The organism is Streptomyces sp. NPDC051136 (assembly GCF_044455745.1).
Lineage (GTDB): Bacteria > Actinomycetota > Actinomycetes > Streptomycetales > Streptomycetaceae > Streptomyces.
Genome location: NZ_JBITFE010000004.1, coordinates 548,587 through 563,187, shown reverse-complemented (window position 1 = coordinate 563,187; position 14,601 = coordinate 548,587). Strand labels below are relative to the sequence as shown.

Below are 14,601 nucleotides of genomic sequence, written 5' to 3'. Positions count from 1 at the left end.
CCGACACCGCACCGCACTCCGCAGGCTCCACGGCCGGCCTCTGCGAACCAGCTCACGTCTCGCGGCGCACTGCAGCGGTCAGCTCGTGCCGAACTGCCGTGGACTCGGCCCGGACGAGGCGAGGGCCGCGGCAAGCTCGCCCGGGCGGGAGGCGAACGGGCTGTGGCCCCCGGGCAGGGTGCGCACAGTGAACGGATTGCCGGGGAAACCCCGGTCGGCTTCCGCGATCATCAGGTCCTGTGCGGCCGGTGCGAGCGCCCGGTCCTCGGAGCAGCGCAGGAACGTTCGTGGAATGCGTCCCCACCGTGCCGCGGTCAGGGTGATCGGAGCCGTCGGGATCGCCAGGGGCAGGTCGGGGCTGAGCGCGGACCGCCACCGGTCGAAGCGGTCCGGAGGAGTGTCGTGGTAGTGGGTCTCCCGCAGTTCGCGGAGGTAGACGGGATCCGGTGAGAGGGGATTGATGCGTACGGCGCCCAGGGCCTCGGGGTCGCCGAGGTTCAGGTTCTGGCCCAGCGCGGTGGCGTTCTCGGGTGAGCCCAGATAGTCGAAGAACCGCGGACGTCCGCCCGGGACGAAGGCGGACAGGTAGACGATCCGGTCCACGAGCTCGGGTGCCCGCTCCGCGGCCAGGGACGCGGGACCGCCGCCCGCGCTGTGCGCGACGAGCACGACAGTGCGTTGGTGACGCACCTGGTGCAGGACGCTCAGTACCGCCTCGGCGCAGTCGTCCATCGTCAGGGCGGCGAGCTGCGACCTCTCGGTCAGCAGGCCCGGCTGGCCGGGCAGCAGGTACCCGGTGGGCAGGGGCGCGTCGAAGCCGTGCCCCGGCAGCTCGACGGCCGCGCTCGCGGCGCCCAGTGCGGCCAGCGCGCGTTGTGTCGCCGCCCACTGCCCGGAGCCGTGCCAGGCACCGTGCACGAAGACGAAGACGGTGCCGGTCGGGAATGCGTTCCTCATGCCTCCATTCCAGACAGGAGTCTCCGCTTCATCCATGGATAGATCTGGCAAGTGGCACACCGATATCTTTGAGGTATGGCCAGTCACCTGAGGGGAGCCAGGGCAGGGCATGGAAGCGCGACACCTGCGGTACGCGGTGGCTCTCGCCGAGCACCAGCATTTCGGCCGGGCAGCCGGCGCGCTGGGTATCGCGCAGCCCCCGTTGTCCAAGCAGATCGCCGACCTGGAGCGTGAGGTCGGGACCCGGCTGTTCGACCGCACACATCGGGGGGTGTTCCCGACCGCCGCCGGTGAAGCGTTCCTCGCACGGGCGCGCCGGGCGCTCGACGAGATCGCGGCGGCCACGATCGACGCGGGCCGGGCCGCGCGCGGCGAGACGGGACGCCTGCGCCTCGGCTTCATCGCCTCGGCGCTGCTCGACCCGCTGCCCGGTGTCCTGAGCCGGTTCGGCCGTGAACGGCCCGATGTGAGACTGGAACTGCACGAAATGGCCACCAGCCGCAGTGGCCCGGCTCTCATCGCCGGGGAGTTGGACGTGGCCCTCACCCTCGGCCCGCCAGGAGGCGCCGGAGCCGAGCATCTCGCGTCCGTCCCGGTCGGACACGACCACGTGATCGCCGTGGTGAGCACGACGCACCCCTACGCGGGGCAACAGTCAGTAGGCGCCGATCAGTTGCGGCGACAGCGGCTGATCGTGTCGGCTGGCGAGGACGAGCCCGCCGTCGTCGGCGGACTGCGCACCCTGCTGGGCACCGACTCGGCGGCTCTCGGCGGCGCGACCGTCGCGAGGGACGTGCACACGATCATCGGCCTCGCCGCCTCGGGTGTGGGCGTCGGTCTGGGGCCGTCCCGCATGAGGGCGGTTCCGCGTCCGGGCGTGCGGTTCTGCGAAGTGACCCCGCACACGCCCCTGCCCGATCTCGTCCTGTCCTTCGCGGCCCGTGACCACTCCCCGGTGCTGCGCGCCTTCCTCGACACCATCCGCAAGCACTGCCCAGACGTCGGTTCCGCGCTCGACGACAGGCTCCGACCCCGCGCTTGATCCGGGCCGTCCTCTCTCGAACCGGTGCGGTGCGACCGCTGCTCCGCGGGTGGCCGTTCCGTCCTGCACGAGGCGATGCCGCGGGCGCCCCGGCCCACGCCGGGCGGCTCCGGTTCGGCTCTCGTGGACCGGCATCCATAACACGCACCGGGGCGGGTAGTCGCTGCCCGTCCCCTCAAGAGGGAACCAAGCGCACAAAACGCTACGACTGAGAGTGACGATCTTCATGTCTCAACCGCTTATGAAGCAGGCGGAGGGGCAGGGACCGGACAACACTCTGCGTCGGCACCTGGCCTGGAGCGGCTCTCCGCCCCCGGCCGCCCGGGCACGGGCCGAAGCCGACGCACTGCTGTCCGCCCTGCGGCACACCCATCAGGTGCCGGTGGCGCCCTGTACCGCCGACGACGTCCGGCTCGTGGTCAGCGAACTGGTCACAAACGCCGCACGGCACGCCCCCGGACCGGGCCGCCTGCACCTCCAGGTGGCCGACCACGGCCGCACGGTGCGGATCACCGTCCGGGACACCTCTCCCGCCATGCTTCAGCCCCGGCCGGTCGATCCCCGCCGCCCGGGAGGTCACGGCCTGGAGATCGTCGGGGCCCTCAGCAGGCGCCTCACCGTCCAGCGCACCGACGAGGGCAAGCAGATCACTGCGGAGCTGACCCTCCACCAGCGCCGCACCTCTCCGCGCCCCGACCGGGTCCACGTGGACCGAACACCCGACGGAACCTCGGGATAGAGGTCGGCAACCGCAACCGCAACCGCAACTGCAACCGCAACCTCACCCGGCACGGCGCGCAGACGCCGGCCCGGCACGGCCGCCGCCCGGCGTGCACCTTGCCGCTCAGCGGCGGTCGTGCTCGGCGCGGAACGTCTGCGCCACATCGCGTAGCTTGATGTTGTGGTGCTGGGAGAGGCGGCGCAGCACGTTGAAGGCATCGTCTTCGCTCATGTGGTGGCGTTCCATGAGGATGCCCATGGCTTCGCCGATGGCGTGGCGGGTCTCCATGGCGTTTTCGAGCTGGTCGATGGTGCGGGCGCTGGCCAGGGCGACGGCTGCGTGGGAGGCGAGCATCCAGCCGGCGGTCTCGATGTCCTCGGTGAAGGTGCCGGGGCGGCGGGCGTAGAGGTTGAGGGCGCCGAAGTCCTCGTCGTCGGTGTAGAGGAGGATGCCGGTCATGCTGCCGATACCGAGCTCGCGGGCGGCCTTGGCGTAGGCCGGCCAGTCCGGCCGGGGCCGGGTCATGTCCTCGATCCGGTAGGTGCGCTCGCCGTCCTTGTGGCGGGCCAGGTCGTAACACGGGCCCTCGCCCAGCTCGCCCTGGACACGGTCGGAGGCTTCCACCATGTCCCCGCACGAGGACAGGGTGATCGCCTTGCCCTTGCGGACCGCCAGGATCCCGGCCGCGTCACAACCCTCGACCAGATCCACCGCCGCGGCCGAGATCGCGTCCAGCGTCTCCTGGACCGTCTTCTTCTCCAGCAGATCCCGGGCCAGTACAGCCATCTGTTGAGCGAACCGCTGCCACTGCATCCCGCCACCATCCGCCTAGGGCACATCCATCGAGCCGTCCGCTCACTCTAAGCCCCCTCGACACGCCCGTCGTCCAGCTATGGGGGAAGGGTGTCGGAAACACATCCGACCGGGTGCCGTGTGCCGTGTCATGCAGTCATGCTCCAGGCCACGACCACGTCCTTCTTCGCCGGGTTCGACTGACCTTTGCTCTGCGTCAGCTTCACGCGGCCGTGGAAGTCACCGTCCTCCCAGCCGTTCGCTGCACCGAGGCCTATGTCAGGCATGGAGAGTCTCCCCTCCGGTCCCGCGGGGCGCCCGTGAGGACACCTCCGTGCCTCAGTGAATACGACTTCGTTGCCAGGTATGGCACTTGGTGACGCGAACTTCACGGCCCTGCTGGCTCGCCGCCACTGCGTGGTGTGTCGGCAGCGGCTGCCGGCGCCGCCGGAGACGAACGAGCCGCCGGCAGGCTGGACCGGGACGGGGGTGAAGTGGGTGCCGCGCTCGGTTCCGAGGGGGCAGTTCGGTAGGCGTCCAGAGCGGACAGCCCTGGACGGAATCCGGTGTCCACGAGACCGCTCGCGAGGCGCCACATGGCGCGTTCGTCCTCGAGCCTCTGGGGAAGGGTGAGCCCGAGCGCTGCGGCAAGCGGGTGTCGCGCGAGGTTGACCATGGCCCGGACCGCGCCCGCCCACTCGTCGGTGGCCACGACCGCCAGGCGGTACCAGAGCATCGTGAGCGGCAGCAGGCCCGCGATCACCACTGCGACCAGCCATGGACGCGACGCGGTGCCGACGGCCAGGTCGACTATGGCGGCCCCGGCGACGATCAGGTGCCCGTAGAGCAAACTGATGAAGAAGTCGACGCTCATCCGGGCGTCATTGGTCTGCTGGCGTGCCGAATCCGGTGCGGCAGCGTTCAGTTCGTGCCAGAGCACCTGTGAGTCGAGCCGGAAACGGTCGTAACCGTACTCCTCGAAACGCCGAATGGCGTTCCCGAGTTGCGTCGGGGCGACCTGCCGATCATCCAATGGGTAACGGTGCAACCGCTCGTTGAGCAGTGCGAACCAGACCTCGCCCTTGGTGACGTCCGGGGCGAGGTGGCGGCTGATGATGGGGTGGGCACGGAGGGCAGCGAGCACGGGCTGGTCGGCTGCGGCCAGACAGCCGGCACGTTCCTGCCCGGCCAAGGTCACGGCGTCCACGCGGTTGCGCAGAAGGTGCTTGCGGGCCAGATGATGCCGACGTCGCGTCGCGATCAACCATCGAGGCCAACCGAGATAGCCCTCGAGGACGCGGTACAGCGGTGTCTGCAGGGCAGCAAGGACCAAGCCCAGGACCGCAGTGGCAACCAGACCGAAGATGGCAGCCCGGCCCGTCTCAGCTCCAAGTGCTTCGAACCTGCTCAGGTTCGGCACCACCACGAACCCGAACACCAGCACGTTGATCAGGCTGGGCAGGATCCAGCCGACCAGCAACGCACGCCCACCGCCGAGGGCGCTCTGAATCAGTCCGGTCACCGCTGACTACCGCTCGCCTCGGTTGCGGCGCACTAGACGGCGATACCACGGTTCGCGCAGATCGTCGTAAGGGCCGGAGACGATACCCGGAACCGGATGTGCGGAGTTCGATCCCGGCGGCGTTGGGACCTCACGCTGCTCCTCGGCGACAGCCTCGGCGTAGTCTCGTCCACGGTCTCTCAACTGATGCCACCGGTGCCTCTCACCCTCCGGTACGTGTTCACGGAATGCCGGACCAGGGGGGCGCGAGCCGATCGACCCCGACGTATCAGCACTCTGACTGGCGCTGACGCCGGCGCCGGCTCCGGCATCGGGCTGCGGGAGGGGCGGATCGAGTTCGGCGAGCGCGACGGCCAGTTCCCTCTTGAGGCAGCCCATCAGGTCCCAGATCCGGAAGCGTTTGTCGGCGTACGTCCCGGCGCGGTCTTCGTTGAGTGCGAGGAACGCGCCGAGGGCAACCCACAGGTGTGAGGGGTCGCCCGGGTACGTGGACCTGAAACCATCGGAGGCCATCTCGGCCCAGACAGGCAGAACGCTCCGCATGCCGGCGTTGAATTCGTCTATCACGCCACCGAGCATGGCCAGCCTGGCATCCGCCTCCTCTGTCGAGATGTCGATACCTTTCAGCTGCTCCAATGCATGCGCAGCAGCGTCATGGACGGTTCGAACTGCGCGCCCGGCTTCTTCCGCTTCCATGGGGCACGACCGTACTGTCCCGGCGACTGTTCGGTCTGCCCAATGGGGCGAACTCGTTCATGCCAGGCGGCTGCTGATCATGTGCTCCACCCGTCACCGGAGCATTCAGGTGTCTGCCCGTTGCCCTGTCGGCCCGGCATCCGGTTCAGGCATGGCCACCAACCTCCTGAGCTGCGGTCGTGAAGCGGCAGGGAGGAAAGTGCGCTGCGCGGGGCGTGACGGTCGCGGCGACAGTCCCTCCTCGCTACCTGGGCGTCCCGCGCTTCACCTGGCTCACGAGCCGTTGCTGGGTGCCCCGGCGTCCAGCGACGCGATTGTGGGAAGGACGTGAGCGAAGGGCGACGACGGCGAAGCCGGCCGGGCCGTGATTGATGTGTGCCCGGCAGCAGGGAGAAGCCCTTCATGCGGGTGACTCTTCGGGGAGGAACGTCACCTGCGGGGCGCCCGTGCGGGGATGCGTGGCGACTTCCGCCGCCACCCCGTAGACCTCGGCGAGGAGCCGCGGGGTGAGTATCTCGGTGGGTGGGCCCGAGGCGGTGACTTCGCCGTCGTGCAGGACGTAGAGGCGGTCGCAGTAGTAGGCGGCCAGGTTGAGGTCGTGCAGGGCGAGCAGGACGGTCGTGGGCAGGCGGCGCAGGGTGCCGAGCACCGACAGCTGGTGCCGGACGTCGAGGTGGTTGGTGGGTTCGTCGAGGACCAGGAGGGTGGGCTGCTGGGCCAGGGCGCGCGCGATGAGGACGCGTTGGCGCTCGCCGCCGGAGAGCCGGTCGAAGGGGCGGTCGGCCAGGTGGAGGGCGTCGACCGCGAGGAGCGCGCGGTCGATGAGGCCGGCGTCTTCGGGCGTGTCACCGGCGAGGAGTCGTTTGTGCGGGGTGCGGCCCATGGCGACGACCTCGCGGACGGCGAGGTCGAAGTCGGCGGCCGAGTCCTGTACCACCGCCGCCACGGTGCGGGCCAGTTGCCGCACCGGCAGCGTCCAGGCGTCGTCTCCGTCGACCCTGACCCGGCCGGTGTCGGGGCGCAGGACGCGGTAGACGGTGCGCAGGAGGCTCGACTTGCCGCTGCCGTTGGGGCCGACGAGCCCGATGGTCTCGCCGGGGCGGGCGGTCAGGGAGACGTCGCGCACCAGGTGGCGGGCTCCGGCGGTGAGCGTGACGCCGTCGACGCTCAGTTCGGCCGGCGCCATGCCGGTCGCGGTCATGCCACTCCTCGGTCGGTGCCGCGTCGGGCGTCCCGGCGCATCAGCCACAGGAAGAAGGGCCCGCCGCACAGGGCGGTGAGCACGCCGACGGGTATCTCCATCGGCGCGGCGATCGTCCGCGCGGCGATGTCGGCCCAGATGAGGAAGACCGCTCCGCCGAGTGCCGCCGTCGGCAGGACCCGGCGGTGGTCGCCGCCGACGAACAGGCGCACGACGTGGGGCATCATCAGGCCGACGAAGCCGATCGGTCCGGCCGCCGCGACCAGGACTCCCGTCACGAGGGAGAGCAGGACGAACAGGCGGGCGCGGAAGCGGGCCACGTCCAGTCCCATCGTGCTGGCCGCCTCCTCGCCGGCCAGCAGCAGGTTCAGGTTGCGGGCCTGCGCCATGAGGACGCCGATGCCGAGCAGCAGGGCGGCGCTCGGCAGCCACAGCGTCTCCCAGTTGACGCCGCCGAGACCGCCGAGGGTCCAGGCGAGGACCGCGCGGGCCTCGTTGCCCCGGTCGGTGGTGAGCAGCAGCAGATCGAGTACCGCGGTGAGTACCGCCGCGATCGCCACTCCCGACAGCACGAGCCGCGACGAGGTGATGCGTCCGCCGGTGCGGGCGGTGGCGTACACGAGCAGGAGCGCGCCCAGCGCCCCCACGAAGGCGGCCACCGACAGGGAAGCCGGTCCGAAGAGGGTGAACCCGAACACGATCACCGAGACCGCGCCGAGCGACGCCCCGGAGGAGACGCCGAGCAGGTACGGCTCGGCGAGCGGATTGCGCACCAGTGCCTGCAGGGCGGTGCCGATCACCGCGAGTCCTGCGCCGGTGACCGCACCGAGCAGCACCCGCGGCGCCCGTACGTCCACCACGATGGTCTCCCGGGCCCGTGACCAGCCCGGCTGCTGCCAGTCGGCGCCCAGCGCGTGCGTCACGATGCCCCACACCTGGCCCGGCGGTACGTGCACGGAGCCGATCGCGAGGCCCGCCGTCGCGGAGACGACGAGCAGAGCGGTGAGCACCAGCAGCGTGACGCCGAGCCGCGTACGGCCCTGTCCTGATTCGGTGGTCTTCCGCCGTGGCACCGTCCCTTCGGCGGGCGTGCCGGTGGCGGCCTGGGTCACTGGAAGCTCTCCGGGTGCAGTCCGCGGGCCAGGTCGTCGACCGCGTAGGCCGAGCGGATGCCGACCAGCGTGGCGGTCAGCGGCAGGACCACGAACCGCTTGTTCCTGACGGCGGGTACGTCGGCGAGCGCGGTCTGGGAGAGCAGGAACTTCTTCTTGTCCTCGACGCTTCCGGCGCCGGCGTAGTCGTAGATCGCGATGACTTCCGGCTTGCGCTCGACGACCTGCTCCCAGGAGACGTCGCCGAAGACGTCGTCCAGGTCGGCGAAGACGTTCTTGCCGCCGGCCAGCCGGATCAACTCGGTGCCCAGGCCCTTGCCGCCCGCGGTGAAGGCGCTCTTGTCGCCGCTGTCGTAGACGAAGACGGGCATCTCGCGCTCGCCCTCGACCTCGGCGGTGGCCTTCGCGACGCGGCCTCGCAGGTCGGTGACCAGCTTGTCGGCCCGGTCCGGGACTCCGAAGATCTTGCCGATGGTCCGGATCTCGTCGTAGGTGTCCTTCATCGTCACCTGCCCTTTGCCGCAGTACTCGCGGTTGAGGTAGGTGTCGATGCCGGCGTCGGCGAACGCCTTGCGGGAACGGCCCTCCTTCTCGGCGAAGGCGCTGCCGTAGCCGCCGTAGACGAAGTCGGGTTCGGCGTCCAGGATCTTCTCGAACGACGGCTCCCTCTCCGCCAGTTCGGGGATCGCCTCGTAGTCCTTCTTCAGCTCGGGCAGGACGGCCGAGTCGGGGAAGGCCATACCGACCATGCGGTCCTCGAGACCGAGGGCGAGCATGAGTTCCGCCGGATGCTGGTGGATGGTGACCACCCGCGACGGCGGCTCGTCGTACGTCGTCTTCACGCCGCAGTTGTCGATGGTGACCGGGAAGCCCGCGGGCGCGGCGGCGGTCGCCTTCGCGTCCCGGTCGCCGTCGTCGGACGCACCGCAGGCGGCGGTCAGCAGCACTGATGAAAGGGCCACGGCTGCGGCCGTGGCGCGGAGGAACCCGCGCGTGCGGGCAGGGGTGAACAACTGGGACACGTGAAGCCTCCTGGAGTCCGCGCTCCTCGGATCGGGCCCGCGACGGACCAGTGTCCTGACTCCCGGATCGACGTTCCCTCCGCCTTCCCGCGCGGTGCGCAGTGGCATGTCGGAGGGGCGCTCCCCGGTCACAGTGGCGGGACCGTGCCGGAATCGCACCGGCTTCCTGTCTCCCGTCGCGGCGATGACCAGGCGATCCTACGGTCCCGCGAGCCGACGGCAAAAGGGCGTGCGGACCCGGCCGCACGCCCCGCCTTCCTCACGCCTCGTGGACCGCCCGCAGGACGAGCCGCTCGGCGTTCTCGTCGTACGGGCGTCCGTCGAACCCGCCGAAGACCTCCACGCGGCCGAACCCCGCCTCCTCGGCCATCCGCCGCAGCTCCACCGCGCTGTACACGAACCACGTCAAGGTGGCCCGCGTCACCCGCTCGCCCCGGACCAGTACCCACTCGCTGCGCAGCCGTGCCCAGTCGTCCAGCACGGAGTCGGTCTGCACCATCAGGTCCTCGCCCCGCCGCACCACCTTGGGCGGGGTGACCCTGCGGGCCAGCAGCTCCTTCCCGGCGAGATCGAGAATGAGTGTGCCGCCGGGGGCCAGGCAGCTGTGCATGGTGCGCAGCACGCGCGCGTTGTCGGCGGGGTCCTCGAAGTATCCGAAGGAGGTGAACATGTTGAGGACGACGTCGAAGCCGCCCGGCGCTTCGTACTCGCGTGCGTCGGCCCGGACGTACGTCACGTCGGCACCGGCGTCGGCCGAGCGCTTGCGTGCCCGGTCCAGCATGGCCGGGCTCAGGTCCACTCCGGTCACGCGGTGACCGCGGCGGGCGAGGGGCACGGTGAAGACGCCCGGCCCGCAGCACAGGTCCAGCACGCGTGACCTCTCGGTCAGGGCGAGCAGGGGAGAGGTGTCGAGGAGTTCCTCGGCCTGCTCGTGGCGCTGCTCGGAGAAGAGGAAGTCGTGGAACTCGGTCCAGAAGTCATCGTCCTGGAATCCGCCCGTCCGTGTCATCGCGCGTCAGTGCTCCTTCGTGGTCGCCGTCGGGGACAGGGCGCCGCGCCGTGCGACGGCGCAGCGTGAGCAGCAGAGGGGGAAGCAGCAGGCACTGGGCTGCTGCCAGCAGCCAGAACCAGCCGGTGTGGCCGGCCCGTTCACCGAGGCTGTACACCTGGCCGCCCAGCACGCCGCTCGCGCAGGCGCCCAGGCCCGCGGCCAGTCGCTGCTGACCGAAGACCACGGCGTCCGAGCGGGGGCTGCGGAGCAGTGCCTCCAGGTCGTTCTTGAGGAACAGCACGATGTCGCCGAGGGTGATCAGCGCGCCGCCCGCCAGCAGCGCCGTCCGGGTGCCGGCCGCCAGCACGGCCAGGCCCGCTGCCAGGCCCGTGAATCCGACCGCGAGGGCGAGGGCGTACGGCATGCGCCGGATCAGGCCGGAGGCGAGCGGCTGTACGACGATGACCAGCGTGAAACAGAGCAGCAGCACCAGACTGTAGAAGCCGCTGGAGGCGCGCTCGACGGCGTACACCGCCAGGAAGTGCTGGAAGTGGAAGTAGAGGTAGAAGGCCAGCGCGTTGGCGGCGAACGGCAGGAGTGCCACGCCGGCGAGTAGTCCCGGGCGGGCCGTTTCCGTCGATTCGGCGGCGTGCGTCCCGTGGGTCTGCGGCAGCCGTGCGTGTCCCGCCGTGACCGCGAGGAACAGCGTCGTGACGGCTGCGAACAGCCAGCCGGGCGAGGACAGGACGAACGGCCCGGCGATGAGCGGGCCGACCGCCATCCCGGCGTTGAGCGCCGCGTTGCCCGCCGACAGGAACGCCGGGCGGCGCTCGTCGTCGACGCCGTGCACCAGGTACGCCTTGTTGGCGGGCAGGTAGAGCGCGGCACCGCAGCACGTCAGGACCAGTGCGCCGACCGCGAGGGGCGGCCAGCGCAGGGCCAGCAGGAGCCCGGTGAAACCGGCGGAGCGTACGACCAGTGCCCACAGCATGGTGCGGCGCAGCCCGATCCGGTCCGCGAGGGCTCCGCCGACGATGCCGCCCGAGAACTGCACGAGCGATGCCACGGCCAGGACGACGCCGACCGTGCCGAGACCCATCCCGAGCCGCTCGTGCAGGAACACCGACATGAACGGCAGGACCATGAAACTGCCGAGCGGGATGAGGAACGAGCTGAGCAGGAGGAACCGCAGCGGGCCGGTGAGCGGGAACAGCGAGGCCCGCAGGCCCGGTTCCCCGGGGGTGCGTTCACCCACCGGGCGCCTCCCGGCCGGCCGGTTCGGTGAGGACACGCAAGGCGTTGGCAGCGGCCACCGCGCGGTGGGTGGCGAGTTCGGCGGTCTCCGCCTCGGCGTACACGAGGCCCGCGTATCCGCGGCTGTCGCTCAGGTGCTCGATGAGGTCGCCGGGCTGCTTGGCCGGATACCAGGTGGGGGCTCCCGGCATGTCGGTCAGCCGGTCGAGCCCGGCGACGCCGGTGAACACGCCGGGGGCGGCCGGGTAGCCGAGAACGAAGGCGACGGCCGGACCGCCGGGAAGTTCCGCGTCCATGAGACGGGGGCGGCGGCCGAGTGCGGCCTCGATCACCGCCTCGTACACGTTGACGCCGAGGGCCCGGCACATGCCCTCGCCGACCAGGGCGCCTCCGATGCGGGGATTGACCTCCACCACCTCCGGGCCGTCGGCGGTCAGCACGAACTCCACATGTGCGAACCGGTCGGTGTAGTCGACGGCGGCGAGTACCCGATCGAGCCAGGACTCGAGTGATGTCCGTTGCGGGCTCGGGAACGCCACGGGGAAGGCGGTGATCTCCTCCCGGAAGTGCGGCTCAGGTGACATGAGCCGGCTGGAGACGCCCAGCAGCCTGGTGCGACCGTCCCAGGTGAGCGTCTCGGCGCTGTACACCGGCCCGCTGAGATAGGGTTCGGCGAACAGCCGCCCCTTCAGGTCCCGACCGGACGACTCTTCCAGCGCCGCGTCGAGTTCGCCCTCGTCACGGACCAGCCACACGTTCTGACTCCCGGTGCCGGCCGTGTCCTTGAGTATGAGCGGCACCCCCGCCTCCTTGAGCAGGAGCCCGCGTGCCTCGCCGTCCGGGACGGCGCATTCGACGGCCCGGGCGCGGGTGAGTCCCGCCTCGTGCAGCCTGTTGCGTACGGCGGCCTTGTCCCGGGTCATCCGCAGCACGGCCGGGTCGAGGCCGGGCAGGCCGAGGCGATCGGTGAGCTCGGCGCCGGCCAGTGTCCAGGTGTCGGTGGAACTGATCAGGCCGCGCAGTTCCGGGGTGCGCCGGAGCAGCGAGTCGACCCGCTCCACGTCGAAGGTGTCGGTCACGACGACGTCCAGGGCGTCGGTGGGCAGCCGGTCCAGTTCGTAGGCGTAGTACGCGGGGTCCCGGGTGAGGAGCAGCAGGCGCTCGCCGAGCCGGTCGGCGGCGCGGACCAGACGGCCGAGGCCGAAGGTCAGTGACTCCAGGCAGGCCACGGTCATGCGGCACTCTCCTTCCACTTCGCCTGGCGGGGAGTGCGCTGCCACGTCGCCCTCGACCAGGGCATGGTCATCTCCTCGGGACCGCGGACCTCAACGGGCTTCAGCGCGGCCGGGTCCAGGGCCTCGGTGTGCCGGGCGAACACCCGCTCCACGTACCGGTGTCCGGTGTCGGCGCCCAGCACGAGGTGCAGTCGGTCGGGGTGGCGGCGGGCCTCGTACGTCGCCGTCAGATAGCCGGCCCCGGTGGACAGCCCGGCGAAGACCGCGTGTTCGCGCAGCAGGGCGACGGCGCCGGACATGGCGTGCGTGAAGTCCAGCCAGTGCACGGTGTCGTAGAGGTGGTGGCGGACGTTGTCGAAGACGATGGACGAGCCGATACCGGCGATGATCGCTTCGGGATCGTGATGGTCCTGGCTGCCGAAGGTGACGCTGCCGAAGGGCTGGACGCCGACCAGACGCACCGAGGGGTCCGTGACGCGCAGGCGTTCCACGATGCCGCCGGTCGAGGCTCCGGACCCCACACCGCCGACGACGGTCAGCGAGGCGTGCGGGAACTGTGCCGCGATGCGGTCGGCGATCTCTTGGTAGCCGAGGTAGTGGATGTCGTCGTGGTACTGGCGCATCCAGTGGTGACCGGGGCGCTCGGCGAGTATCTCGCGCACCCGTCGCACCCTCAGTTCCTGGTCCAGTTTCAGGTTCCGCGACGGTCTGACCTGTTCCACGGTGCAGCCGAGGATCTCCAGTTGGGCCAGGGTGGTGGCGTCGACGGTGGTGGACGCGACGATGTGACAGCGCATGCCGTACCGGTGACAGGCAAGAGCGAGCGCGTAGGCGTAGATGCCGCTGGAACTGTCGATCAGGGTCTGTCCCGGACGGACGGTGCCCCGCTCCAGCAGATGACGGACGGCGGCGAGGGCCGAGTAGATCTTCATCGACTCGAACCGCAGCAGGACCAGGCCGTCGGTGAGCCGGACGAGGTCCGGGGCTTTGAGGGCGTCGGCGATGTGGGGGTGGATCACCCGTAGCCTCCTTGGGCGAAGGTGCACTGGTGGCCGAGCGACTGGAAGAACGCGGAGAGTTCGGACTTGACGTGGGCGCCTGGGCGGGAGACGAAGAGGTAGCCGACCAGGCAGCCGGTGTGGGCGACGAAGACGCCGTCGGCGCCGAATCGCTCACGATGGGCTTGCAGACTGCCGAAAGTCGCCTTGGGCAACACCTCCTGGGACAACGCGGCGCTGCACGTGGCGGCACGGGCGACGGCGGCCGGGTCGCCCGAGTCGAAGCCCTTCAGCAGATCGGTCAGACACCGCTGGTACTCCTCGTCGCGGCGCCGGTAGTGGTCCAGCAGCAGGGGAGTGACGGCGGCGGTGTCCACCGTGCCGGGTTCCATGACGTAGGCGGTGTGGAAGCCGACGTCCCGGCCCAGTCGCCGCACCACTTGGTGCCGGCCGCTGAGATACAGGGCGAACTCGTCGAGGAAGACACTGTCGGCGCGCTCGATGTCCGACAGGATGCCGAGGACCACGTCCATGTCGTACGGCAGCGAGAAGACGCGGAACAGGCAGCGCAGTGTCGCCACGATGTCCGCCGTGGAGCTGGCCATCCCCACCCCTACCGGCAGTTCGGAGTGGGTGCGCCAGTCGCCCGGGGGGAAGGCGAGGCCGTAGTGGTCGAGGAAGAGGCGGGCCGCTGTCGCCGACTTCGCACCCAGGGCCGTCGGACGCGGCGGGCCGGTGGCCTTCCTCGGTGTGAAGTACACCCAGGAATGTCGGTCCACGGGAAAGGACACCACCGCGATCTCAGGTGCGGTGCCCGCTCGCAACGGGCCCTGGTACAGCTCACCCAGAGTGCCGTGACAGACGCCGGAGACCGTGACGCGGGACTGGTCCCGTTCCCGGGGGACACCCGCTACGGGTCCGAGGGCCGGCCGCCCGGAGCCGTCGGACGACACCTCGGCCCGGGGTCGGACATGCCGACGCGAAGCGGCTGGGTTCCGCACAGCATCCTCCGTACCTGGCCTTGGACAGCGACAGGGAAGGAGGCGCGGCCACACGCA

General features: G+C 70.5%; 15 protein-coding genes and 1 riboswitch. Of the genes, 2 read left to right on the top strand and 13 right to left on the bottom strand.

Annotated elements, in window-relative coordinates; all coding sequences use genetic code 11:
- Positions 1–78: 78 nt before the first annotated feature.
- A complete protein-coding gene (locus ACIBCJ_RS15005; RefSeq protein ID WP_365978237.1) occupies positions 79–957 on the bottom strand; it encodes an alpha/beta hydrolase in 879 nt (292 codons plus the stop codon).
- A 109-nt stretch (positions 958–1,066) separates the two neighbouring features.
- Here ACIBCJ_RS15005 and ACIBCJ_RS15000 point away from each other — a divergent pair, with 109 nt between their 5' ends.
- Both ACIBCJ_RS15000 and ACIBCJ_RS14995 read left to right on the top strand, forming a co-directional pair.
- A complete protein-coding gene (locus ACIBCJ_RS15000) occupies positions 1,067–1,999 on the top strand; it encodes a LysR family transcriptional regulator (RefSeq protein WP_362093256.1) in 933 nt (310 codons plus the stop codon).
- A gap of 226 nt (positions 2,000–2,225) precedes the next feature.
- Entirely contained in the window at positions 2,226–2,738 is a 513-nt protein-coding gene (locus tag ACIBCJ_RS14995) for an ATP-binding protein (RefSeq protein ID WP_362506094.1), read from the top strand.
- Positions 2,739–2,843: 105 nt separating this feature from the next.
- Here ACIBCJ_RS14995 and ACIBCJ_RS14990 read toward each other — a convergent pair whose 3' ends face one another.
- From ACIBCJ_RS14990 to ACIBCJ_RS14935, 12 genes are all read right to left on the bottom strand, one after another.
- Positions 2,844–3,533, bottom strand: a complete 690-nt coding sequence (locus ACIBCJ_RS14990) for a GAF and ANTAR domain-containing protein (RefSeq protein WP_362506091.1) — start codon at positions 3,531–3,533, stop codon at positions 2,844–2,846.
- Between the two features lie 128 nt (positions 3,534–3,661).
- Positions 3,662–3,799: a DUF6342 family protein gene (locus ACIBCJ_RS14985; protein WP_362093266.1), complete on the bottom strand. Its 138-nt coding sequence runs from the start codon at positions 3,797–3,799 to the stop codon at positions 3,662–3,664.
- Between the two features lie 101 nt (positions 3,800–3,900).
- Positions 3,901–5,034: a hypothetical protein gene (locus tag ACIBCJ_RS14980; RefSeq protein WP_365978236.1), complete on the bottom strand. Its 1,134-nt coding sequence runs from the start codon at positions 5,032–5,034 to the stop codon at positions 3,901–3,903.
- Between the two features lie 6 nt (positions 5,035–5,040).
- Positions 5,041–5,730, bottom strand: coding sequence for a hypothetical protein (locus ACIBCJ_RS14975; RefSeq protein WP_365978235.1), 690 nt, complete (start codon positions 5,728–5,730; stop codon positions 5,041–5,043).
- 400 nt (positions 5,731–6,130) lie between these two features.
- On the bottom strand, positions 6,131–6,916 hold the full coding sequence (locus tag ACIBCJ_RS14970; RefSeq protein ID WP_362094095.1) for an ABC transporter ATP-binding protein: 786 nt from the start codon (positions 6,914–6,916) through the stop codon (positions 6,131–6,133).
- Between the two features lie 11 nt (positions 6,917–6,927).
- Complete coding sequence (locus tag ACIBCJ_RS14965) at positions 6,928–8,043, bottom strand: FecCD family ABC transporter permease (protein WP_399282500.1); 1,116 nt, start codon at positions 8,041–8,043, stop codon at positions 6,928–6,930.
- The gene (locus tag ACIBCJ_RS14960; protein ID WP_365978234.1) at positions 8,040–9,065 is read right to left on the bottom strand and encodes an ABC transporter substrate-binding protein; all 1,026 of its coding nucleotides are present in this window, start codon (positions 9,063–9,065) and stop codon (positions 8,040–8,042) included. The genes ACIBCJ_RS14965 and ACIBCJ_RS14960 overlap by 4 nt, the downstream gene beginning before the upstream one ends.
- A 48-nt stretch (positions 9,066–9,113) precedes the next feature.
- Positions 9,114–9,235, bottom strand: a riboswitch (cobalamin riboswitch).
- Between the two features lie 89 nt (positions 9,236–9,324).
- On the bottom strand, positions 9,325–10,074 hold the full coding sequence (locus ACIBCJ_RS14955) for a class I SAM-dependent methyltransferase (RefSeq protein ID WP_362506082.1): 750 nt from the start codon (positions 10,072–10,074) through the stop codon (positions 9,325–9,327).
- Positions 10,043–11,311 carry an MFS transporter gene (locus ACIBCJ_RS14950; protein WP_365978233.1) on the bottom strand — a complete coding sequence of 423 codons (1,269 nt, stop codon included), beginning with the start codon at positions 11,309–11,311 and terminating at the stop codon, positions 10,043–10,045. The genes ACIBCJ_RS14955 and ACIBCJ_RS14950 overlap by 32 nt, the downstream gene beginning before the upstream one ends.
- Positions 11,304–12,545, bottom strand: coding sequence for an ATP-grasp domain-containing protein (locus ACIBCJ_RS14945; protein ID WP_365978232.1), 1,242 nt, complete (start codon positions 12,543–12,545; stop codon positions 11,304–11,306). The genes ACIBCJ_RS14950 and ACIBCJ_RS14945 overlap by 8 nt, the downstream gene beginning before the upstream one ends.
- Positions 12,542–13,564 carry a cysteine synthase family protein gene (locus ACIBCJ_RS14940; RefSeq protein ID WP_365978231.1) on the bottom strand — a complete coding sequence of 341 codons (1,023 nt, stop codon included), beginning with the start codon at positions 13,562–13,564 and terminating at the stop codon, positions 12,542–12,544. The genes ACIBCJ_RS14945 and ACIBCJ_RS14940 overlap by 4 nt, the downstream gene beginning before the upstream one ends.
- Entirely contained in the window at positions 13,561–14,322 is a 762-nt protein-coding gene (locus tag ACIBCJ_RS14935; RefSeq protein WP_365978230.1) for a hypothetical protein, read from the bottom strand. Before ACIBCJ_RS14935 ends, ACIBCJ_RS14940 begins: the two co-directional genes overlap by 4 nt.
- Positions 14,323–14,601: the final 279 nt, after the last annotated feature.